The sequence below is a fragment of the Rhodococcus wratislaviensis genome (assembly GCF_900455735.1).
In the GTDB taxonomy this organism is placed as follows: domain Bacteria; phylum Actinomycetota; class Actinomycetes; order Mycobacteriales; family Mycobacteriaceae; genus Rhodococcus_F; species Rhodococcus_F wratislaviensis.
Window position 1 is genome coordinate 138,143 of sequence record NZ_UAUI01000021.1, and the last position, 20,829, is coordinate 158,971.

General features: G+C 67.6%; 24 protein-coding genes and 1 tRNA gene. 14 read left to right on the forward strand and 11 right to left on the reverse strand.

Annotated elements, in window-relative coordinates:
• Positions 1-52 precede the first annotated feature (52 nt).
• The 3 genes from DTA22_RS22535 to DTA22_RS22545 all read right to left on the reverse strand — a co-directional run bounded on the left by DTA22_RS22535 (position 53) and on the right by DTA22_RS22545 (position 2,990).
• Positions 53-943, reverse strand: a complete 891-nt coding sequence (locus DTA22_RS22535) for a universal stress protein (RefSeq protein ID WP_037230765.1) — start codon at positions 941-943, stop codon at positions 53-55.
• A gap of 48 nt (positions 944-991) precedes the next feature.
• Positions 992-2,032 (reverse strand): LLM class F420-dependent oxidoreductase, encoded by a 1,041-nt coding sequence (locus DTA22_RS22540; protein ID WP_112300951.1) that lies wholly within the window; start codon positions 2,030-2,032, stop codon positions 992-994.
• 73 nt (positions 2,033-2,105) lie between these two features.
• A complete protein-coding gene (locus DTA22_RS22545; protein ID WP_037230767.1) occupies positions 2,106-2,990 on the reverse strand; it encodes a universal stress protein in 885 nt (294 codons plus the stop codon).
• Between the two features lie 249 nt (positions 2,991-3,239).
• Here DTA22_RS22545 and DTA22_RS22550 point away from each other — a divergent pair, with 249 nt between their 5' ends.
• Positions 3,240-3,716 carry an RrF2 family transcriptional regulator gene (locus tag DTA22_RS22550; RefSeq protein WP_112300952.1) on the forward strand — a complete coding sequence of 159 codons (477 nt, stop codon included), beginning with the start codon at positions 3,240-3,242 and terminating at the stop codon, positions 3,714-3,716.
• A gap of 1 nt (position 3,717) precedes the next feature.
• A complete protein-coding gene (locus tag DTA22_RS22555) occupies positions 3,718-4,899 on the forward strand; it encodes a globin domain-containing protein (protein WP_037230769.1) in 1,182 nt (393 codons plus the stop codon).
• Between the two features lie 18 nt (positions 4,900-4,917).
• Here DTA22_RS22555 and DTA22_RS22560 read toward each other — a convergent pair whose 3' ends face one another.
• Positions 4,918-6,426 carry a glutamate--cysteine ligase family protein gene (locus DTA22_RS22560; RefSeq protein ID WP_112300953.1) on the reverse strand — a complete coding sequence of 503 codons (1,509 nt, stop codon included), beginning with the start codon at positions 6,424-6,426 and terminating at the stop codon, positions 4,918-4,920.
• 119 nt (positions 6,427-6,545) lie between these two features.
• Between DTA22_RS22560 and DTA22_RS22565 the strand changes: the two genes are divergently transcribed.
• The gene (locus DTA22_RS22565; RefSeq protein ID WP_005251602.1) at positions 6,546-6,806 is read left to right on the forward strand and encodes a hypothetical protein; all 261 of its coding nucleotides are present in this window, start codon (positions 6,546-6,548) and stop codon (positions 6,804-6,806) included.
• Positions 6,807-6,810: 4 nt separating this feature from the next.
• On the opposite strand, the gene DTA22_RS22570 is transcribed toward DTA22_RS22565, so the two are convergent.
• Positions 6,811-7,599: a M23 family metallopeptidase gene (locus DTA22_RS22570; RefSeq protein WP_037230771.1), complete on the reverse strand. Its 789-nt coding sequence runs from the start codon at positions 7,597-7,599 to the stop codon at positions 6,811-6,813.
• 113 nt (positions 7,600-7,712) lie between these two features.
• The gene (gene cycA, locus DTA22_RS22575; RefSeq protein WP_174233846.1) at positions 7,713-9,191 is read right to left on the reverse strand and encodes a D-serine/D-alanine/glycine transporter; all 1,479 of its coding nucleotides are present in this window, start codon (positions 9,189-9,191) and stop codon (positions 7,713-7,715) included.
• 176 nt (positions 9,192-9,367) lie between these two features.
• Between cycA and DTA22_RS22580 the strand changes: the two genes are divergently transcribed.
• Positions 9,368-9,625 carry a hypothetical protein gene (locus DTA22_RS22580; RefSeq protein ID WP_105415257.1) on the forward strand — a complete coding sequence of 86 codons (258 nt, stop codon included), beginning with the start codon at positions 9,368-9,370 and terminating at the stop codon, positions 9,623-9,625.
• Here the strand turns inward: DTA22_RS22580 and DTA22_RS22585 are convergent, their stop codons facing one another.
• Positions 9,626-10,396 (reverse strand): dienelactone hydrolase family protein, encoded by a 771-nt coding sequence (locus DTA22_RS22585; protein WP_112300954.1) that lies wholly within the window; start codon positions 10,394-10,396, stop codon positions 9,626-9,628.
• A 71-nt stretch (positions 10,397-10,467) separates the two neighbouring features.
• Between DTA22_RS22585 and DTA22_RS22590 the strand changes: the two genes are divergently transcribed.
• Together DTA22_RS22590 and DTA22_RS22595 are read left to right on the forward strand one after the other, a co-directional pair.
• Positions 10,468-10,540, forward strand: a tRNA-Arg gene (locus DTA22_RS22590).
• A 376-nt stretch (positions 10,541-10,916) separates the two neighbouring features.
• The gene (locus DTA22_RS22595) at positions 10,917-11,360 is read left to right on the forward strand and encodes a VOC family protein (RefSeq protein ID WP_112300955.1); all 444 of its coding nucleotides are present in this window, start codon (positions 10,917-10,919) and stop codon (positions 11,358-11,360) included.
• 42 nt (positions 11,361-11,402) lie between these two features.
• Here the strand turns inward: DTA22_RS22595 and DTA22_RS22600 are convergent, their stop codons facing one another.
• Together DTA22_RS22600 and DTA22_RS22605 are read right to left on the reverse strand one after the other, a co-directional pair.
• Positions 11,403-12,278: an amidohydrolase family protein gene (locus tag DTA22_RS22600; RefSeq protein WP_037231023.1), complete on the reverse strand. Its 876-nt coding sequence runs from the start codon at positions 12,276-12,278 to the stop codon at positions 11,403-11,405.
• 61 nt (positions 12,279-12,339) lie between these two features.
• Positions 12,340-12,873 (reverse strand): ribonuclease H family protein, encoded by a 534-nt coding sequence (locus tag DTA22_RS22605; RefSeq protein ID WP_037230776.1) that lies wholly within the window; start codon positions 12,871-12,873, stop codon positions 12,340-12,342.
• 72 nt (positions 12,874-12,945) lie between these two features.
• Between DTA22_RS22605 and DTA22_RS22610 the strand changes: the two genes are divergently transcribed.
• The 8 genes from DTA22_RS22610 to DTA22_RS22645 all read left to right on the forward strand — a co-directional run bounded on the left by DTA22_RS22610 (position 12,946) and on the right by DTA22_RS22645 (position 19,137).
• On the forward strand, positions 12,946-13,872 hold the full coding sequence (locus tag DTA22_RS22610; protein ID WP_112300956.1) for a DNA-3-methyladenine glycosylase family protein: 927 nt from the start codon (positions 12,946-12,948) through the stop codon (positions 13,870-13,872).
• A gap of 127 nt (positions 13,873-13,999) precedes the next feature.
• Positions 14,000-14,695 carry an energy-coupling factor ABC transporter permease gene (locus tag DTA22_RS22615; protein WP_112300957.1) on the forward strand — a complete coding sequence of 232 codons (696 nt, stop codon included), beginning with the start codon at positions 14,000-14,002 and terminating at the stop codon, positions 14,693-14,695.
• A complete protein-coding gene (locus DTA22_RS22620; RefSeq protein ID WP_112300958.1) occupies positions 14,692-15,054 on the forward strand; it encodes a PDGLE domain-containing protein in 363 nt (120 codons plus the stop codon). Before DTA22_RS22615 ends, DTA22_RS22620 begins: the two co-directional genes overlap by 4 nt.
• A gap of 2 nt (positions 15,055-15,056) precedes the next feature.
• The gene (gene cbiQ / locus DTA22_RS22625; RefSeq protein ID WP_112300959.1) at positions 15,057-15,821 is read left to right on the forward strand and encodes a cobalt ECF transporter T component CbiQ; all 765 of its coding nucleotides are present in this window, start codon (positions 15,057-15,059) and stop codon (positions 15,819-15,821) included.
• The gene (locus tag DTA22_RS22630; protein ID WP_112300960.1) at positions 15,818-16,612 is read left to right on the forward strand and encodes an energy-coupling factor ABC transporter ATP-binding protein; all 795 of its coding nucleotides are present in this window, start codon (positions 15,818-15,820) and stop codon (positions 16,610-16,612) included. The genes cbiQ and DTA22_RS22630 overlap by 4 nt, the downstream gene beginning before the upstream one ends.
• A 51-nt stretch (positions 16,613-16,663) precedes the next feature.
• Positions 16,664-17,734 (forward strand): class I SAM-dependent methyltransferase, encoded by a 1,071-nt coding sequence (locus DTA22_RS22635; RefSeq protein ID WP_112300961.1) that lies wholly within the window; start codon positions 16,664-16,666, stop codon positions 17,732-17,734.
• Between the two features lie 180 nt (positions 17,735-17,914).
• Positions 17,915-18,517: a hypothetical protein gene (locus DTA22_RS22640; RefSeq protein WP_037231025.1), complete on the forward strand. Its 603-nt coding sequence runs from the start codon at positions 17,915-17,917 to the stop codon at positions 18,515-18,517.
• Between the two features lie 191 nt (positions 18,518-18,708).
• Positions 18,709-19,137 carry a hypothetical protein gene (locus tag DTA22_RS22645; RefSeq protein WP_037231028.1) on the forward strand — a complete coding sequence of 143 codons (429 nt, stop codon included), beginning with the start codon at positions 18,709-18,711 and terminating at the stop codon, positions 19,135-19,137.
• 52 nt (positions 19,138-19,189) lie between these two features.
• Here the strand turns inward: DTA22_RS22645 and DTA22_RS22650 are convergent, their stop codons facing one another.
• On the reverse strand, positions 19,190-20,386 hold the full coding sequence (locus tag DTA22_RS22650; RefSeq protein ID WP_037231030.1) for a CaiB/BaiF CoA transferase family protein: 1,197 nt from the start codon (positions 20,384-20,386) through the stop codon (positions 19,190-19,192).
• 8 nt (positions 20,387-20,394) lie between these two features.
• Positions 20,395-20,760: an ArsR/SmtB family transcription factor gene (locus tag DTA22_RS22655; RefSeq protein ID WP_005251569.1), complete on the reverse strand. Its 366-nt coding sequence runs from the start codon at positions 20,758-20,760 to the stop codon at positions 20,395-20,397.
• Between the last annotated feature and the right edge of the window lie 69 nt (positions 20,761-20,829).

Below are 20,829 nucleotides of genomic sequence, written 5' to 3' on the forward strand. Positions count from 1 at the left end.
TCCTCCGCGAAGTCGAGCGAAGGCTACCGCACCATCGTCGTGATCGGGGGCGCTAGCTTTCCGGCCTGACGATCATCACCGGGCAGTCCGCGGTGTGGAGCAACGCGTTGCTGGTGGAGCCCAGCAGCATTCCCTTGAAGCCACCCCGGCCACGGCTGCCCACGACGATGAGCTGCGCCTTCTCGGCGAATTCGCTGAGCACCCGCACCGGACGGTCCCGCGCCACGACGCGTTCGACCGTCACGTCGGGATACCGCTCCTGGTATCCGGCGAGGCGCTCCGACAGCACCACCTCTTCACCCGTCTGGATGCTGCTCCACAGCGGGTCCTCCGGGCTGGCTCCGAGCGACGGCTGCACACTGACATCGCTCCACACATTGACCGCGACCAGGCTCGCACCGCGGGCGGCGGCCTGCTCGAACGCCACTTCCACCGCCGCCTTGCTGCTTTCCGAACCGTCGACGCCGACCACGATCGGCCCCTCGGTCGGCGGCTGACCGTCCATGGTCCGCCCCCGCACGACCACCAGCGGGCAATGGCCGTGCGCGGCGACCGCGGAGGTGGTGGAACCGACCAGCAGACCGGTGAACTCACCGTGCCCGCGCGAACCGAGCACCACCATGTGCGCGTTCGCGGAGAGCTCGATGAGTGTCTGGCTCACCTTGCCCTCGTGCTGTTCGGTAGTGATGTCGAGCGCCTCGTCCACCGTCTGCTTGGCATGGACCCGCGCACTGCCCAGCCGGGACTTCGCCGTGTCCTCGAGTTCTTCCTTGAAACTCTCGGCCAGGTACGGCTCGGTGTAGTAGAAGGCAGGAATGTGCACCACTGTCACGATGTGCAGTGGGAGCGACAGTGCGGCGGCGGCGCGCGCAGCCCACGCCACCGCGGCCGAGGCCGACTCGGATCCGTCCACACCCACGACGATCGGCTTGATTCCGGTCATGGTCACCTTTCCTGATTATTCCGGCTGGGCACTGCTGGGTTTACGGGGCTACCCGCAGATCTTGCGGAGCTTCTCGACCAACGCGACACGGCCCGCACGATCCGCGGCGAGCGGGGTGACGGTGAGCGTGGTGACCCCCGACTCGGCGAAGGCGGCCACCCGCTCCGCGACGTAGCTCTCCGGACCGATCAGCGACACGGCCCGCACCAGCTCGTCCGGCACCGCGGCGGCGGCCTCGTCCTTCTTGCCCGACAGGTAGAGGTCCTGGATGGTCTCGGCTTCCTTCTCGTAGCCGTACCGGACCGCGAGGTCGTTGTAGAAATTCTTGCCCTTCGCGCCCATGCCGCCGATGTACAGCGCCAGGCCGGGGCGAACCCAGTCGAGCATGTGCTCGACGTCGTCACCGATGGCGAGAGCGGGTGATGCGAAGACCTGCAGCTCACCGAGGCTCGGGTCGCGCTTCGCCTTGCCCTTGGCCAACGGCTCTCCCCACACGCTCGCGGCCTTCTCCGGGTGGTAGAAGATGGGTTCCCAGCCTTCGGCGATCTCGGCGGTCAGCTCCACGTTCTTCGGCCCGAGCGAGGCGATGACGATCGGGATGCGATCACGCACAGGGTGGTTGATGATCTTCAGCGGCTTGCCCAGCCCGGTGCCCTTCTCGGCGGGCAGCGGGATCTGGTAGTACTTGCCCTGGAACTCGACCTTCTCGCGGCGCCACACCTTGCGGCAGATCTCGACGACCTCGCGGGTGCGCCCGAGCGGGGCGTCGTACTTGACGCCGTGAAAGCCCTCGATCACCTGCGGGCCGGAGGCGCCGAGACCCATCACGAAGCGGCCGTCCGACACGAAGTCGAGGCCGGCTGCCGTCATGGCGGTCAGGCTGGGCGTGCGGGTGTAGATCTGGAAGATGCCCGAAGCGAGTCCGAGTGTCGTGGTCTTGGCGGCGAGGTAGCCGATCTGGCTCACCGCGTCGAACGAGTAGGCCTCGGGCACGAACGCGATGTCGAGCCCGGCTTTCTCCAGGTCGGCGACCTCGTCGACCGTCTCGGCGAAACCGCCGCTGTAGTTCAAGCCCATACCTATGCGCACGTCGTTCCCCAATCCTGGCGTTACCTGCAACCTGTTCCTGCTTCAACCCCTGACCCTACTGCGAGCAATCGCGTCAGGGGCGTGCAGGCCTCACGACGACTACCGGGCAATGCGCACCACCGACCAGGCTGTTACTGGTCGATCCGAGCAGCATCCCCTTGAACCCTCCGCGCCCCCGGCTGCCGACCACCAGCAGCTGGGCCTTCTTCGACCACTCGAGCAATCGCGCCCTCGGATTGTCGATGTACACCTCCCGGGTGACCCGCACGTCGGGGTACTTCTCCTGCCAGCCGGCGAGGCTCTCGGCGAGAACGGCGTGTTCGTCCTCCTCGAGCCCCTGCGGCACCAGGGCTGCGGCCCGAGGGTCCTCGAACGCTTTCGGTCCGAGGTCGCTCCAGACGTGGACGGCCACCAACGGCGCGTTCCGCAGCGACGCCTCCTGGAAGGCCACCGAGATCGCCCGCTCACTGGTGGGGCTGCCGTCGACGCCGACCACGACGGGCCCGCCTGCGTGGGCGTCACCGCGAACCACGACGACCGGGCAGTGCGCGTGGCTGGTGACGTTGATCGCCGTGTTCCCGAGCAGTGCGGTGGCGGCCGCTCCGGACCCGGACGCGCCGACCACCACGACCCGGGCGTTCTCGGACAGGTCGACGAGCCACTGAGCGCTGCTGCCGATCGACAGTTCGGTGTGGACGTCGATGATGGGATTGACCGCGAACGCCTGCTCCTGCGCCTCGGCGAGAATTGCCTTGCCGCTCGCCTCCACCCACTCGTACACGCCGCCCGAATCCATGTAGGGACCGCCGAACCCGTACGGAGCGAAGTCGAGTGCGTGGATGATCTTCAGGTTCAGTCCACGTTCGGTGGCCAGTTCGGCAGCCACCCGGACAGCGGACTTCGAGGTGTCCGATCCGTCGACACCGACGACGACGCTGTTGCGGTCCCGTGTGCTCATGACTTCACACTATCCCCGGCCTCCGCTTCGCGTCTGCCGCCCTTCGCCTTTCGAGGAGGGACTTAAGTCCTTGCAGACTCGGGCTCTCCGCCCGTAGCGGCGGCGGCCGACTTCGGCGATGATGAGAACGTGGGGTCATCTGTCCAACGCGAATATGACTGGGCCACAGCATTTTCCGATCCAGCTTCACCCCAGCGACGTCCGTCACAAATTTGGTATCCGAGATGAGAATTAAAGTACGTTCGGGTCATGCAACTCACACAGTTCACCGACCTCGGACTGCGGGTGGTCATGCGACTGGCCGTTGCCGGGGACGGCGAACGACCGGGGAGCCGGGCGATCGCCGAGGAACTGTCGGTGTCGTACACCCACACCGCCAAGGTGATTACCCGGCTGGGTGAGCTCGGCATCGTCGACGCACGCCGGGGACGCGCGGGCGGTCTGGCCATCACCGAACTCGGGCGCACCGCGTCCGTCGGCTGGCTCGCCCGCCGACTCGAAGGCAATGCGGAGGTCGTCGACTGCGACGGCGCCCAACCGTGCCCGCTGCGATCGGGGTGCCTGCTGCGGTCGGCTCTCCGACGCGCGCAGAACGCGTTCTTCGAGTCGCTGGACGCCCTCACGATCGAAGACCTCACCCGGTCCCCCACCGGAACCGTGCTGCTCGCCCTCCCGCGAGTTACCGCCGCCACAACCTCCCAGATTTCTCGAACGATCGGAGAATGACATGCTCTCGCCCACCTCGACGGACGTCATCCGCGCCACCCTGCCCGTGGTCGGCGCCGCGATCTCGGACATCACTACGCTGTTCTACCGCAAGATGTTCGACGCGCACCCCGAACTCGAACGTGACCTGTTCAACCGCGGAAATCAGAAGCAGGGCGAGCAGCAGAAAGCGCTGGCCGGGGCAATCGCCGCGTTCGCGGCCCTCCAACTCGAGCCCGATCAGGCGCGCGTCGACCTCATCCTGTCGAGGATCGCGAACAAGCACGCCTCACTGGGAATCGAGCCCTCGCAGTACGCGATCGTGCACACGCACCTGTTCGCGGCCATCGTCGAGGTCCTCGGTGACGCCGTCACTCCCGAGGTCGCTGCGGCCTGGGACGAGGTGTACTGGCTGATGGCGGAGACCCTGATCGCGATGGAGGCCGGCCTCTACGCCTCGGCGGGGGTGGCGGCCGGCGACGTGTGGCGGGACGTGCGGGTCCGCGAGCGCCGCCACGAGTCCGCCGACACGGTGTCGTTCGTGCTCACGTCACTCGACGGCTCGCCGCTTCCGTCCTTCGCTCCGGGCCAGTACCTCTCCGTCGCGGTTCACCTGCCGGACGGCGCGCGCCAGATCCGCCAGTACAGCCTGTCGTCGGCCCCGTCGCGCGGCGACTGGAGGATCTCGGTGAAACGAGCAGGCGAGGTGTCGAACTTCCTGTATCACAATGTCTTCGAAGACGACGTCGTGACGGTGTCGACGCCGTTCGGCGACCTCGTCCTGCAGGACGACGACGCGCCGCTTCTCCTCGTGTCCGCGGGCATCGGATGCACGCCGATGATCGGGATGCTCAGCCACCTCGCCGACACCGAGGACAGCCGACCGATCTCGGTGCTCCACGCCGACCGGTCCGCCAGCAGTCACGCACACCGCGCGGAGCTGACCGAACTGGTGGAACGTCTGCCGTTCGCGGTGATGCACCGCTGGTACGAGGACCTGGGCGCCCGGCGGCCCGAGGGCAGCCTGCGAGAGGGACGCGCGGACCTCGGCGAGGTCACGATCGCGCCCGGCACCCGCGCCTACCTGTGCGGTCCGTTGCCGTTCATGCTCGGAATGCGCGAGGCGCTCCTCGCGAAGGACGTGCCCGCCGAGAACATCCACTACGAGGTGTTCGGCCCCGACAGCTGGTCGGCGACGGTGTGAGAACCGCGGCGGCGCCGTTCACACCGGCCAGGTGTGGACGGGGCTGCCCTCGCGCATGTTCTCCACGTACTGACGCAACATGGCGGCCAGGGCTTCCGGGCGGCTCAGACCGGCGTTCTCGTGCCGGACCACCTGCGCACGCTGCCACGACGCCCCCGTCTGCCGGGTGACGCACCGGCCCTCGATGACGCTGAGGTAGCGGTCGCGGGCCTTCGCGGACAGTCCGAACGCGGCGAGCCCCTCGTCGGCGATCGGCAGCAGCCGCCGCAGGACGAGCTCGTCGGCGCCCGCGAACCCGACACCGGGCCAGTACAACTCGGCGTCCATGCCGTACTTCGCGCCGGCATGCAGGTTCTCCTCGGCCGCGTTGAACGACATCTGCGACCAGACCGGCCGATCCGATTCGACGAGCCCACGCAGCGCGCCGTAGTAGAACGCGGCGTTCGCCATCGTGTCGAGCACCGTCGGGCCCGCGGGCAGCACCCGGTTCTCGATCCGCAGGTGCGGCTTGCCGTCGTCGCTGTCGTACACCGGGCGGTTCCACCGGTAGATGGTGCCGTTGTGCATCTGCAGTTCGCTGAGGTCCGGCACCCGGCCCGCATCGAGCTCGGCCGCCGGGTCGACGTCGGAGACCTCCGGCAGCAGCGCCGGGAAGTATCGGGAGTTCTCCTCGAACAGGTCGAAGACCGACGTGATCCATCGCTCCCCGAACCACACCCGGGGCCGCACACCCTGGTTCTTCAGCTCCAGCGGACGCGTGTCCGTCGCCTGCTCGAAGATCGGGATGCGGGATTCGTGCCACAACGCCGTGCCCGCCATGAACGGCGCGTTCGCGGCAAGCGCCACCTGGGCACCGGCCAGGCACTGCGCGGCGTTCCAGTGTGCGGCGAATTCGTCCGGCGCGACGCGCAGGTGCAGCTGCAGGGACGTGCACGCGGCTTCCGGGAGCACCGAATTGGCGTCCACCTTCAGCTGTTCGGCGAGCCGGCCCTCGAGCGGCACACCCTCGAGGTCGAGTTCGATGTCCTCCCCGCGCGCGGCGAAGATCTGATCGTTGAGCTGCTCGTAGCGGGGATTCGCGGTGATCCACTCCCGGCCGAGGTGCTCGAGCTGCAGCGTCGGCAGCATGCCCACCATCACCAGCTGGGCGTCGTGCCCGTGGATCCGCGCGTCCGCGACGTGCAGCGACGCGCGCAGGGTGCGTTCGAGCTCGAACGTCCCCTCACCGATCAGGGGACCCGGCCGGACATTCATCTCGACGTTGAACTGACCGAGTTCGGTCTGGAACACGGCGTCGTCGTCGATCGACTCGAGGACTGCGAGATTGGACATCGCGGGCGTCATGTCGGCGTGGACGAGATTGAACTCGATCTCCATGCCCAGCATGGGCCTCGGCGGGTCGACGTCGTCGGCGAACGCGCCCTCCCGCAGCATCCTCTCGAGCGCGTCGACGCACATGAGCACCTTCTGCCGGAACAGGCGCCGGTCTGCTCGGGTGAATGTCCGAGACGTCACTTCGCGACCCATACCACTCCCCAACTGCGCGTCGAACTGCGCTCACGGGGGAGCATATCCGTTCATCCCGCGCGAATGCGGGATGGCGGGCTAACCTCGAACCAGACGCTGGTGAGCGGAAGGACTTTGAGATGACGCCTGATACCGACTCCAAGAAGAAACCAGAGTTCTCCGTGGGCACGCGCGTGAAAACGCGGCATTCGGCCGATCACGAACTGGCCGAGAAGAAGTGGCCCCTGGAGGCCGGCGTCATCGTCGACGACTTCGCCGGCGTCCAGGACATCAGCAACGATTCGTACGGCCGGGACTGGGCCGTCTCACGGCGCTGGGCGATCGCCCTCGACAGCGGACCACTCGTGTTCCGCAACGACGACGACCTCGAGCCGGAATAGGCCCTTACGCGTTGGCGCCTGCGTCGCCCCAGGTGACGGACACGCCGCGATCCTGCAGCCAGCGCCCCGGATCGATCTTGTTTCCGCTCGCGTCGTGCACCTCGAAGTGCAGGTGCGGTCCGGTGGACTGGCCGCGGTTACCGACGTGGGCGATTTCCTGCCCGGCGGTGACGCGCTGCCCCACGCTCACGGTGTAATCGTTGACGTGTCCGTAGACGGTGACGGTGCCGTCGTCGTGCAGCAGACGCACCCACAGCCCGAAACCGGACGCTGCTCCGGCGTCGATGACCTGGCCGTCGGCAGCCGCGAGCACCGAGGTGCCGATGGGCGCCGCGATGTCGATGCCGCCGTGGTGCGCTCCCCAGCGGGAACCGAAGTTGGAGGTCAGCTTGCCCGACACCGGCTGCACCGCGTGCGGCTTGACCGGGTTGACGTTGGACAGCCACTGCTGTGCCTGAGCGCCGAGGTCCGGGCCGCCGAGGTTCTGGGCGGCGGCACCGAGGTCGGCGGGCAGTTCGAAGCCGGCGGGAAGGACACCGGCCGGGATCTCGAACGGCAGGCCCGGCAGGGTCTGCGCGCCGCTCGTCTCGTGGGAGTCGACGGGGGCGGCAGCAGCGTTTCCGGCGCCCAGCTGGGCTGCACCGACAACGATGGCTCCGGTGGCGGCCGCAACAGTCGCGGCCTTGATGCCCACACCCGCTCCGGTCTGCTGGTTGCGATGGCGCCCGCGCGCCGCGTCCGGATCGATCTCGAAGCGAATGGAAGACCCGTTCGCCCGGTGGTGGGAACCCACAGTAAATACCTCGTCAGTCGTCGGATTGCAGCTCTCCCCATCCGGGGTGGGCTCCTCTGTCTGGCGACGAATGTAACAAAACGATATAGGTCCGCGCCACCGTTACCGAATGTTTATGTTCGGCGCTCCTCGAGCTCGGCCTTGAAAGCGGCGTAGCGAGCGCGGTGCGGGGTACGGCGGCGAATCACCGCCCACGCGATCCCGAGCACGACGAACCATACCGGGGTGACGAGAAGAGCCTCGAGGGTGTCCGCCTCCTGGGTCAACGCCCAGATGAGGAACACGAAGAACGCCAGGACGACCCAGCACATCACCACACCACCGGGCATCTTGAACTTCGACGCCTGGTGCAGTTCGGGCCGGCGCTTCCGGTACACGATGTAGCTGGCCAGAATCATCGTCCACACGAACATGAACAGCACCGATGAGATTGTCGTCACAGTGGTGAACGCCTCGATGACGGAGTCGCCGGAGAACAGCAGCGCGATCGCCGACAGCAGGAAGGCGCACGAGAACATCAGCGCGTTGGCCGGAACCTTGCGGGAGGAGAGCCTGCCGAGCCGGGCGGGGGCGTCACCCTCCTGCGCGAGGCCGTAGACCATCCGGGACGTCGAATAGATTCCCGAGTTCGCCGAGGAGGCCGCGGACGTCAGCACGACGAACTGGATGACTCCGGCCGCGATCCCCAGACCGGCGAGGGTGAACATCGCCGTGAAGGGGCTCTCGCCCGGCACGACCTCACGCCACGGCGTGACCGAGATGATCACGATCAGCGAGACCACGTAGAACAGCAGGATGCGGATCGGGATGGAGTTGATGGCCTTCGGCAGGTTCTTCTCCGGGTCCTTCGCCTCGGCCGCGGTGGTGCCGACGAGCTCGATACCGACGAACGCGAAGACCGCGATCTGGAATCCGGCCACGAAACCCATCGCCCCGGTCGGGAACATGCCGCCGTCGTTCCACAGGTTGTCGAAGCCGGCCTCGGACCCGTTGGGCGACGTGAAGTGTGCGAACACCATCACGAGCCCGACGACGATGAGGCTGACGATCGCGATGATCTTGATCAGCGCGAACCAGAACTCGGTCTCACCGAACGCCCGCACGGTCGGCAGGTTCAGCAGCAGCAGCGCCGCGATGGCCACCAGCGCCGGGATCCACAGCTGGAGGTCGGGCCACCAGTACTGCACGTAACCGGAGATCGCGATGATGTCGGCGATGCCGGTGACGATCCAGCAGAACCAGTACGTCCACCCCGTGAAGAACCCGGCCCACGGGCCGAGCAGGTCGGCGGTGAAGTCGGAGAACGACTTGTAATGCAGGTTGGAGAGCAGCAGCTCACCCATCGCGCGCATCACGAAGAACAGCATGAAACCGATGATCATGTAGACGAAGATCACCGACGGTCCGGCCAGCGAGATCGTCTTCCCGGACCCCATGAAGAGTCCCGTGCCGATTGCCCCGCCGATCGCGATCAGCTGGATGTGCCGGTTCGCGAGCTGCCGGGAGAGATGCGGCTCGCCCGCCGATCCTGCCCCCGAGCCATCACCCGGTTCCGATCCGATCGAGCCCGTCGAGGAAGTGCGGTCAGCCATGGAACACCTGCAACCCTTCTCAGTCCTTGCTGTCACCGTCCGAAAGCGTGGGTCACGTTACGCCGGGACCGCTCGCGGACCACGGTCGAGGACGGCATTCCGCATCGAGGGACTTGACAGAAGCCGAGTAGCTAAGGCTAACCTCAGTTCGTTACTTCGAGGCGAGGAGCCTGCACATGATCGAGGACCTGATCGAGATCGCGTACGCCCAGGGCGCAGTCACCTGCGTGGCTCAGGCCGCCGACGGCGTCGACGAGTACGAGCTCGCGCGGGTCGATTCGGTCGCGTCCAGCGTCACGGTCACGGTGCGGGCCGACGGCAAATTCGCGAAGGCCACGAGCGTCGAGGGCTACCTCAGCCTCGGGCAGGTCGTCCGGGCATGCGGTCTCGACTACCGGCACGCCACCTCGAGTGCGCGCCAGTACATCCACTGATCAACCCAGGTGCTCACCGAAGAAACCGTCGATCCTCTTCCACGCGTCGGCGGCGGCTTCCGGGTCGGGCACCATCCCCGTGACCTTCGCCAGCGGATGCAGCACCTTCGGGCCGGCCAGTTCGTCGTTCAGGAACGTATGACCGGCGGTCGGGTACTCCTTCACATCGTGAGTCACGCCTGCCTTCGTCAGCGCCGCCTCCAACTTGGCCGCCGCGTTCCGCAGGGCGAAGTCCTTCCCGCCGTAACTGGCGACCACCGGGCACGCACCCGCCACCGCCGCCGCGAGGTCGCGCGGCAGGACCCCATAGTTCGGGGCCGCCGCGTCGAACCCCGTGTGCAGGGTCATCAGGGCGAACCCGCCGCCCATGCAGAACCCGATGACACCGATCTTTCCCGTGCAGTCCGACGAGCCGGACAACCACTGACGCGCGGCCTCGATGTCCCCGTACGCCCGCCCCTTCCCCGAGAGCATCGCCCGCATCGTCGACACCAGACAGCGTCGCGCCCCGCCTGCACTGAACAAGTCCGGCGCCAGCGTCAGAAACCCCGCTGCCGCCAGCCTGTCCGCCTGCCGACGCATCACATCGTCCAAGCCGAACGCCTCGTGCACCATCACCACGCCCGGCCACGGACCCTCACCGGTCGGCCTCGCCAGATAACCGTGCAAGTTCAGCGAACCGTCGTGCCGCGCAGCGAGGTCGGTCAAGTCGATCTCGGACATGTGCGTCTCCCGTTCCGTCGTCACTTCCAGAACATCTGCGACAACCATGCCCTCCCCATCGCGAGCGCACCACCATTCCCGCTACACTCACCTCGGTGTGCGCCCAGCGCGTGCACAGCGCCTTCGTAGCTCAGGGGATAGAGCAACCCTCTCCTAAAGGGTAGGTCGCAGGTTCGAATCCTGCCGAGGGCACTCTCCTGCCTGCGGAAGCCCTCGCTGCACACAGTCCCAGCGCCTCGGGGAGGTAACGCAGGTCACGCCCGCAGGCGATACGCCGGGTAGGTCGGGACGACCCGAGGAGAGTCTCATGAACTGGGTGGACATCGACATTTTCCCACCGCCGATCGCCAACCCGCTGCACCTGTTGGCCGCGCTGACGAACAACGGGGCGGGATCATGATCGGCATACTGCCCGACCTGCCGTACATGGGATTGGACTGGGAGTTCTTCTTCCCGACCAATCTCTACATCGCCTTCATCAACTGGTGGAATCCTTTCTAGCGCACGGTAGCCCGGCCGGAAGTTATCGAGGACCGTCGCTGACCTCGATAGTTCGTATCGTCGCCCCATGACCACTACAGAGAAACGCCCGGCCGCCCTGCACTCCTACTTCGCCTACCGTGACGCCCCGGCCGCTCTGCGCTGGCTGGAGCGCGCGTTCGGGTTCGAGACCACCCTCGAGTTCCCGGACGACAACGGCGGGATCATGCATTCCGAATTGCGCCGAGGCGCCGCCGCCATCATGGTCTTCAGCGACGACGGCAACTACGACCGGCCTGCGCTCCGGGGCGAGACCGTCGGGCACGGCACGTATCTCAGCGTCGGCGCCGACAGCGAAGTCGACGAGGTCTATGCCACCGCCATCGAGGCCGGCGCCACCCCGGTCTGGGAGCCCGCCGACACCCAATGGGGGAACTATCGCTGCCGGGTCCTCGACCTCGAGGGCTTCGAGTGGACGTTCGGCACCCTACGCCCGGGCGAGAGCAGCGGCGACTGGCCGGAGGGCGAATGACGGTGACACGGAACCCGATCGACGCGGCACCGCACCGGGTTGTCAGTCGATCGCGAAGAGTCGCGCCGCGTTGTCGTGGCACACCGCCCGCAGCCACGGCTCGCCGAGGTCGAATCGGGTGAGTCCCTCGAGTGCGTCGAGGTAGGGGTACGGGATGTTGGGGAAGTCGCTGCCGAACACGATGCGTTCCTGCAGATCCGCCAGCCGGTGCACCTGGTCGCGCGGAAACGGTGTGGCCGCTTCGGTGTAGTCCGTGAACGTCATCGTCGTGTCGAGATACACGTTGGTGTACTGGTCGGCCAAGTCCAGGAATTCCCGGTACTCGGGCAGACCCATGTGGGCGATGATCAGGTGCAGCCTCGGGTACCGCGCCAGCAATTCGGCGATCGGGCCGGGGCCCGTGTAGGTGCCGGGCGCCGGCCCCGATCCGCAATGGATGACCACCGGAACACCCGACTCCTGCAGCACACCCCACACGGGGTCGAGGAGCGGATCGTTCGGCGAGTAATCGCCCACCTGGATGTGGGACTTGAAGACGCGCGTGCCCGACTCGACTGCCTCCGCGACATATGTGGCCGCGGACTCCTCGGGGTAGAACGTGGACGTCCGCAGACAATCGGGGGTCTGTTCGGCGAACTCGACCGACCACTGGTTCAGCCAGGCGGCCATCTCCGGCTTGTGCGGATAGATCATGGACGTGAACCGCCTGACACCGAACCCGCGCAGGTGTTCGACGCGGACGTCCTCTTCGTGCCGGTAGTGGATGGGCCACTCACGTCCGGTGAGGGGACCGACCGCGTCGAAGTAACCCCACACCTTCTCCATCACGTTCGCGGGCATGAAGTGGGTGTGGACGTCGATGATGCCGGGCAGCCCCAGCGCACGCCAGAACTCCTGCACCCGCAGATCCTCGGACAACAATCTTCTCCTCGACGCAGTGCCGGACGCAGAACCCCGGCGGATCAGAACAGGGGCCGCCTCAGAACAGGGTGAACGCGTCCTCGGCCTCGGGGGTGGACGGCGCGACGGCTGCCGGTGCGGGCGCGGGGGCCGGCGCTGTCACCGGTGCAGGCGCGAGCGCACCGGACGCGACGGCGCGCGCCGCCTCGCCGGCGAGGACGTCGGCCATCTCGTTGTAGTGGTTGCCGACGTGACCACGAACCCAGCGGAAACGCACGGGCCCGGGACGTTCGCCGATGGCCCGGTCGATGGACTGCACCAGCGCGAGATTCTTGACGGGAGCACCACCCGCCGTCTTCCAGCCCTTGCGCTTCCAACCGGGCAGCCACTCCGACGCGCACTTGATGGCGTACTGGGAATCGGACTCGATCAGCAGCGGATCGGCCCCGGGATGCGCGGTGATCGCTTCGAGCAAGGCCCGCAGCTCGGCGATCTGATTTGTCCCGGAGGGTTCGCCACCCGATTGGCTGGGACCCTCGTGATTGACCCATGCCCAGCCGATCGCCCCACCGGGGTTGCGGAGGCAGGATCCGTCGGTACTCACGATGATCATGGCTGGGACTTTACGTGCGCGCTCCGACATCCGCCGGTAGCGGTCGCCTTCGGAGTGGATACGCTGCATTCGATGACGGTTTCGCTGGAGGTGGTCGAGACCACCGTGACCGCGCGGCGTCCCCTGGACGTCGCCATGTCGTTGCAGCCGCTGCAACGTGGCAAGGGCGACCCCTGCCACCGCCGGACGGCCGACGGCTCGATCTGGCGGACGTCGGTGCAGAAGTCGGGCCCGGTCACCTATCGCCTCACTCAGACCGACCGCCACTCGGTGCGCTGTCAGGCATGGGGTGCGGGCGCCCACGAGCTGTCCGCCGGACTCGGCCGCCTCGTCGGCGACCACGACGACTGCGCGGACTTCGCCCCCGGCCATCCGATCCTCGTCGAGGCCCACCGCCGATTCCCGCAGCTGCGCCTCGGCCGCACCGACCGGGTGATGGAGGCCCTCGTGCCCGCGATCCTCGAGCAGCGTGTGCACGGCATAGCGGCGTTCGCGTCGTGGCGGCGTCTCGTGTGGAAGTTCGGCGGGCCCGCTCCCGGTCCCGCTCCGGACGGGATGCGGCTGCCCCCGACCGCGGACGTGTGGCGGCGGGTTCCGTCCTGGGAATTCCACCGGGCCAACGTCGACCCGAACCGGTCCCGGACGATCGTCCGCTGCGCGCAGGTAGCCGACCGGCTCGAGAAGATCGTCGACCTCCCCCGCGAGGAAGCGAATCGCCGGCTGATGTCCGTCCCCGGCGTCGGGATCTGGACGGCGGCCGAGGTGTCGCAGCGTGCGCTCGGCGACCCCGACGCCCTGTCGGTCGGCGACTATCACCTCGCCGCGATGGTGGGGTGGTCGCTGCTCGGCAAGCCCCTCGACGACGCCGAGATGGTGGAGTACCTGGCCCCGCTTCAGCCGCACCGCCATCGCGCCGTGCGGCTGCTGGAGGTGAGCGGGAAGGCCGTCAAACCGAAGTTCGGGCCCCGCACGGCGCTCGTCGACCACACCTGGCACTGACCCGGCAGTCGCGGAGGCCCCAGACGCGTTTCCCGCACCCATGAACACCTGTTCAAGTGTTCATACGAGAAACTAGACTTCGAAGAATCAGCTGCCGGCCGGAGGAGTCGCCGTGGAACCCGTGGCAATGCACATGAGCGACGGCCTGATCAATGCGCCGACCTCACTGCTGTTCGTCGTCGTCGCGGTGGCGGGACTGTCGATCGCCGCGTGGCGCGCGCGCTCGGAACTCGACGAACGCGCTGCACCGATGGCCGGTCTCGTGGCGGCCTTCATCTTCGCGGTCCAGATGGTCAACTTCCCGATCCTTCCCGGTGTGAGCGGACACCTCCTCGGTGGTGCGCTCGCCGCCATCCTCGTCGGCCCCTACACCGGGATGCTCTGCGTCTCGATCGTGCTGATCGTGCAGGCCCTGCTGTTCGCCGACGGTGGGCTGACGGCGCTGGGAGCGAACATCACCAACATGGCGATCATCGGGGTGGTCGTCGGCTACGGCGTCGCGGTGGCCCTGCGTCCGCTCGTCGTGCGACAGCAGCGACTGCGCTTCCGCGTCCTCGGCGGACTCGCATTCGCCGCGGCACTGTGCGGAACGGTGGCGGCGTCGATGGGCTTCGTCCTCGAGTACGCGATCGGCGGTCATGCGACATCCGGAGATTCGACGTCGCTGGGCCCGGTGGCGGCGTACATGCTCGGGGCGCACGTGCTGATCGGCATCGGCGAAGGCCTCATCACCGCCGTCACGGTGACGGCCGTCGCGAAGGCGCGCCCCGACCTCGTGTACCTGCTGCGGACGGCACCGCGACGAGTCGAGGTGCAGGCATGAGCACGTCGTCGCCGGTCTCGCTGCGCCGATTCCTTCTCGGCTTCGCGCTGGTGGCGCTGCTCGTCGCCGGCGCGGTCTCCTACCTCGCCAGCTCGAGTCCGGACGGTCTGGATGCCGCGACCACTCGCGGGTGCGAAACCGTGGAAACCGATACCGGGGAGACGCTCGTGGGTGACTGCATCGCCCAGAACGCGTCCGCCCATCCGTTGTCGGACTCGCCGCTCGCCGACTACACGGTGGGCGGCCGGTCGCATCTCACCGGGGTCGCGGGCGTGATCGGCGCGACCGCCACGTTCGTCGTCGCGGGTGGACTGTTCTGGTTGCTCGCCCGCGCGCGGCGGAACCGAACGAGCCCCTGACCGTGGGAGCCGGTCACGCCCACCCGCTCTACCTCGACGGCACGTCCCCTCTGCACCGGATGCCCGCCGAGGTCGGGATCGTCTGCGCCGTCGTCTTCGTCTTCGCGGTGGTCGCGACGCCACGCGAGGCGTTCTGGGCGTTCGCAGGATATCTCGCGATCCTGCTCGTGATCTGGCGGATCGCCGGCATTTCGCTGCGGTGGATCGGGCCGAGGATGCTGATCGAGTTGCCGTTCGTGACGCTCGCGCTTCTGCTGCCGTTCGCCGAGGGCGGCGCACGCGTCACCGCCCTCGGACTGTCGCTGTCGGTCGCGGGCCTGTACGCGGCCTGGGGCATTCTCGTGAAGGGCACGCTCGGCGTCCTGGTCTCGCTGACGCTCGCCGCGACGACGCCCGCGCGGGACCTGCCGTTGGGTCTGGCGCGGCTGCGGGTGCCCGCGATGCTCACCACGATCGTGGTGCTGATGCTGCGCTACCTCGACCTGCTCACCGCCGAGGTCGAGCGGATGCGCACCGCCCGGCTCTCCCGCGGCGACGACCCCCGGACGTTCCGGCAGATCGGTGCCACCGCCCGGGGCGTCGGCGGATTGTTCGTGCGGTCCTACGAGCGCGGCGAGCGCGTCCACCTCGCCATGCTGTCGCGGGGATTCACCGGTTCCGTTCCCACGGCCGGGGCGCCCCCGGCGACCGCCGCGATGTGGCGGGCGGGGCTCGTGCCCGCCGTGTGCGCGGTGGGGATCTGTATCACGGCGTGCGTGCTCCGATGACCGCGGCCGTGCATCTCGTGGGCGTCTCGTTCGCCTATCCGGACGGCAGGGCCGCGCTGCACCGGATCGATCTCACGGTGCAACCCGGCGAGCGGGTGGCCGTTCTCGGTCCGAACGGGGCCGGGAAGACCACACTGATGTTGCACCTCAACGGCATTCTGACGGCCACCGGGGGCAGTGTCACCGTGGGCGGGCTGGAACTGTCGCGGGGGGCGTCCCGGGACACGGTGCGGGAGGTCCGGCGCCGCGTCGGCATCGTCTTCCAGGACCCCGACGACCAGTTGTTCATGCCGACCGTCGCGCAGGACGTCGCGTTCGGCCCGGTCAATTTCGGGGTCACCGGGACCGCGCTCGACGAGCGGGTGCACGATGCGCTGGCGGCCGTGGACATGACGGCACACTCGGATCGCAATCCCGCGCACCTCTCGGTGGGGCAGCGCCGCCGCGTCGCGCTGGCGACGGTCCTCGCGTGCGCCCCGGACGTCCTCGTGCTGGACGAGCCGTCGAGCAATCTCGACCCCGTCGCCCGACGTGAACTGGCCGAAGTCCTCCTGGGTATCGACACCACGCAGCTGCTCGTCACGCACGACCTGCCGTACGCCGCCCAGTTGTGCACGCGCGCCGTGATCCTCGACGAGGGACACCTGGTGGCCGACGGTCCGATCCTGGAACTGCTCGGCGACCCCGCGCTGCTCGCCGAGCATCGCCTCGAGTTGCCCTGGGGTTTCCGGCTTCCCGCGACCGACCCTCATTCGCCCGGCGAACGATCCGTGACACCGCAGATCAGGTAGCTCACGATGGGGAGACGAAGCTTCGCCCCGCACTCCCACCGGAGGTCCGCGATGTCCATACCCGAAGCCGACGCCGGGGCGGTGTCCCAGCGCATTTTCGACGCATCGCTCGGGGCGATCGACCTCCTCGCCGTCCATCTGGGCGACCGTCTCGGCTGGTACCGCAGTCTCGCGTCGGACGGTCCGGCGACCGCGGACCAACTGGCGGAACGCACCTCCACCCACCCGCGGTACGCGCGGGAGTGGCTCGAACAGCAGGCCGTGTCGGGACTTCTCACGGTCGACGATTCGGAGCCACGGACGTTCACGCTTCCGGCCGGCGCCGCCGAAGTGCTCACCGACGAGCAGAGTCTCAACTATCTTGCCCCGCTGGCGCGGATCTTCGTCGCCGCGACCTCGCAGATGCCCGCATTGCTGGAGGCGTACCGCACGGGCGGCGGGGTGGGTTGGGCGAAGTACGGCGCGGATGCCCGTGAGTCGCAGGCCGACATGAATCGTCCGTGGTACGAGCAGGTTCTTCCCGGTGCGCTGGCATCGGTTCCCGAGGTCGACGCACTGCTCCGGACGCCCGGTGCCGCGATCGCCGACGTCGGATGCGGCGGCGCCTGGTCCACGATCGCACTCGCGCGCGCCTACCCGGACGCCCGGCTCCACGGCTACGACATCGACACCGCGACCGTCGAACTCGCGAGGTCCAATGTGCGCGAGCGGCCGGACGTCGCCGATCGGATCACGATCACCGAATCGGATGCGGCGGGAATTCCCGAGAGCAGCTACACGGCCGCGTTCGCGTTCGAATGCATCCACGACATGCCCGCGCCCGTCGATGTACTGTCCGCGGTACGCAGGGCATTGGTTCCCGGTGGCGCGCTGATCGTGATGGACGAGGCGGTGGACGACGAGTTCTCCGCGCCGGGAAGCGACATCGAGCGTCTGATGTACGGATTCAGCCTCACCGTGTGCCTTCCCGACGGGATGAACCACACACCGAGCGCGGGCACCGGAACGGTCATGCGCCCGAGCACATTGCGCGGCTACGCCGAGGCGGCCGGTTTCGGCACCATGGACGTCCTGCCGATCGAGGATTTCGCGTTCTTCCGGTTCTACCGGCTCACGGTGTAATCCCTGGACCGACACCCCGATACGCACGTATTTTGCGGAAAGGCCGAAAACTGGGGCATCCGAAGGGGGAAGATGTCTGCAGTAGGCAGGTTACGGACGCTTTCGCCGGTCGGGGCAAGTGAAGCGCCAGGTCGAACCAGATTTGTCGTTTGTCATCCGCTACTACGCATGGGAAACACCATGAAACTGCATAGAGTGACAGCACCGGCAGCGCTGCTGATCGCCACCCTGTGTGTCGGAATGGGTACCGCGTATGCCGCCCCCACTCCCGCCGACCAGGCCGTCATCTCGCACACCAGCCTGAGCGCCGACGGCCGATCGGTCGGCACTGCACTCGACGCCGGGCACTTCACCCTGTCGCGGACGGCCGCCGCCGTCGACATCGTCAACGATTCGGGCACCTCGGTGGGCACGATCCCCCTGCGCTATTCGATCGCCGGTGTGCAGTTCGCGATCGATCCGCTCATCACCGACGCCGGCCGGTTCCTGAACCTGACACCCACGACGACCCCTGTCGCCGGAACCCTCGCCCTCACCCCGGTCGACAGGGATTCGGCGTACAACAACATGGTCCAGCAACTACAGATCGGTTGGGACAACGGCGGCGGGACCGCGACCGCGATCGGCGCAGGCATCGGATTCGTCGTCGGGTGCATCTTCCTCATCCTCGGCGGGTGCCTCCCGGGTGCCGCGGTGGGCGCAGCGATCGGCGCCGTCACGGGGATCAGCAACGCGAACCCCGCTGCGCCACCAGCGGTTTACGAATTCCTCGGAACCCCGTAGCGGGGCTTTCCGTCCGACTCCGAAGACGATTTCGGGAGGGCTATGGGTTAGTTCGCACACGGGGAGCATCACCGCGCACCCACATATGCATGTAGCCGTTCCGGTTTTCCAGCGAATATGGTCCACGCACAACGATGTTCGGTGCACTCAGGTGGGGGCCGTGTTCGTCCTACGACATGGTGGGAATTTCCATGAAACTCTTGAAAACTCTGGCATTGTCCATATTCGTCATCTCCGCGATGGCCGTCGGGGCGGGCACTGCGTATGCCGATCCCGCACCTCAGGGAATCGACTGGTCGCAGCCACTGATGACCCCGGCAGCCGACGGCGGCAGCAGCCAGGTGGCCGAACAGTTCTTCCCGGAGAACGAAGTGAAGCAGGACGCCTTCGACAAGATGACCAACGAGATCAATACCGGCTGGAACAACGCGGGCCTGCAGGGCATGGCGATCGGTTCCAACGTGGGCATGGCCATCGGGTGCGTGTCGATCTTCCCCAACTTCATCGCAGGCTGCATTGTCGGCGCAGTGGTCGGCACCATCGCCGGCGCCGTCATCGGTATCGGCGTGGGTAACCCCAATGCCCAGCCTGCCGTCGAGCAGTTCTTCGCCACACCCTGAGCGAAGAGCGAGCTGCAGCCCCGGCCTCACTCGGGCCGGGGCTGCGGCGCGTTCAGCCGACGACGCCCTGGACGCGCATCGTCGCGATGTCTTCCGCCGACCAGCCCAGTTCACCGAGGATCCGATCGGTGTGCGCGCCGAGTGCGGGCACGTCACCCATCCGCATCTCCACATCGGAGAACGTCATCGGGGGCAGCATCGCCTTGATCGGACCGGCCTCGGTTCCGACGTCGCGCCAGCGGTCGCGCTGGTCCAGCTGCGGGTGCTCGATCAGCCCGCCCATGTCGTTGAGCTCGGCCGCCGGGATCCCGGAGTCCGCGAGCGCCTGGTCGAGAGCCGCGCTCGTGAAACGTTGAGTCTCCTCGGCTACGAGGGCGTCCACCTCCGCCCGGTGCTGCACCCGCAGCATGTTGGTCGCGAACCGGGGATGGTCGGCGAGTTCGGGTCGTTTGAACACGTCGGTCACCAGTTGCCGCCACCCGCGGTCGTTCTGGACACCGATGAGGATCTGCCCGTCGAGGGTGGGATACGAGTCGTACGGGACGATCGCCGCATGACCGAGCCCGACGCGCGGGATCTGCTTGTCGGCGTACATCTTCATGTACATCGGATGGCCCAGCCACTCCGCGGTCGCGTCGAACATCGACACGTCGATCCGCGCCCCCACCCCGGTTCGCGACCGCCGGAACAGGGCGCCGAGGACGGACGTCATCGCGTACATTCCCGCCGCGATGTCGGAGACCGGGACACCCGTCTTGGTTGCGGTGTCGGGGGTGCCGGTCACCGAGATCATCCCCGTTTCGGCCTGGACCAGCATGTCGTACGCCTTGCGTTCGCGCCGCGGTCCCGCCGACCCGTAGCCGGACATGTTCACGACGATCAGTTCCTCGTGTTCGGCGCGTAACTCGTCGGCGCCGAACCCCAGGCGGTCGGCGGCATCGGGGGCGAGATTCTGGATGAAGACGTCGGCCTTCGCAATCAGCTTCGCGACGGTGTCCCGACCCACCTCGGACTTCAGGTCGACGCCGAGCGACTCCTTCGACCGGTTCAGCCACACGAAATGCGAGGCCTGCCCGAACACGGCGTCGTCGTAGTTGCGGGCGAAGTCGCCCTCGCCGACGCGCTCGATCTTGATGACCCGCGCACCCATGTCCGCGAGATGGCGGGTGGCGAGCGGAGCGGCCACGGCCTGCTCGAGTGCCACGACGGTGATGCCGTCGAGCGGCAGCAGTCCGGGATCGTTCTCCATGTCGGGATTCACCTTTCCTCTTCGGCTCCCGTGTGATTGTGATAGTGCGTGGCCCCGATCGTGTGCAGCAGTTCGTGCACGGTGTCGTCGGTGAGCCGGTACCGCATCGAGCGGCCGTCCCGCGTCGCCGACACCCACCCCTGGTTGCGGAGCAGTCGCAGCGCGTGCGAGACGGCGGTCCCGGTCATGTCGAGTGCCGCCGCCAGGTCGCCGACGCAGATGTCGGGGGCGTGGTGCAGGCACAGCAGCAGTCGCAGGCGGTTGCCGTCGGACAGCAGTTCGAATCGGTTGGCCCAGCCGTCGATGTCGGGGGTGTGCAGTGCCGCCGCAGCACGCTGAACGTCCTCGGGGTTCAGGGCGGGGGTGGCGGCCATCACGCCAGTCTACAAACGCCGCGAGGCCACTCGACCTGGCATCCATAGGCGATTCCTCACTGTCCGTTC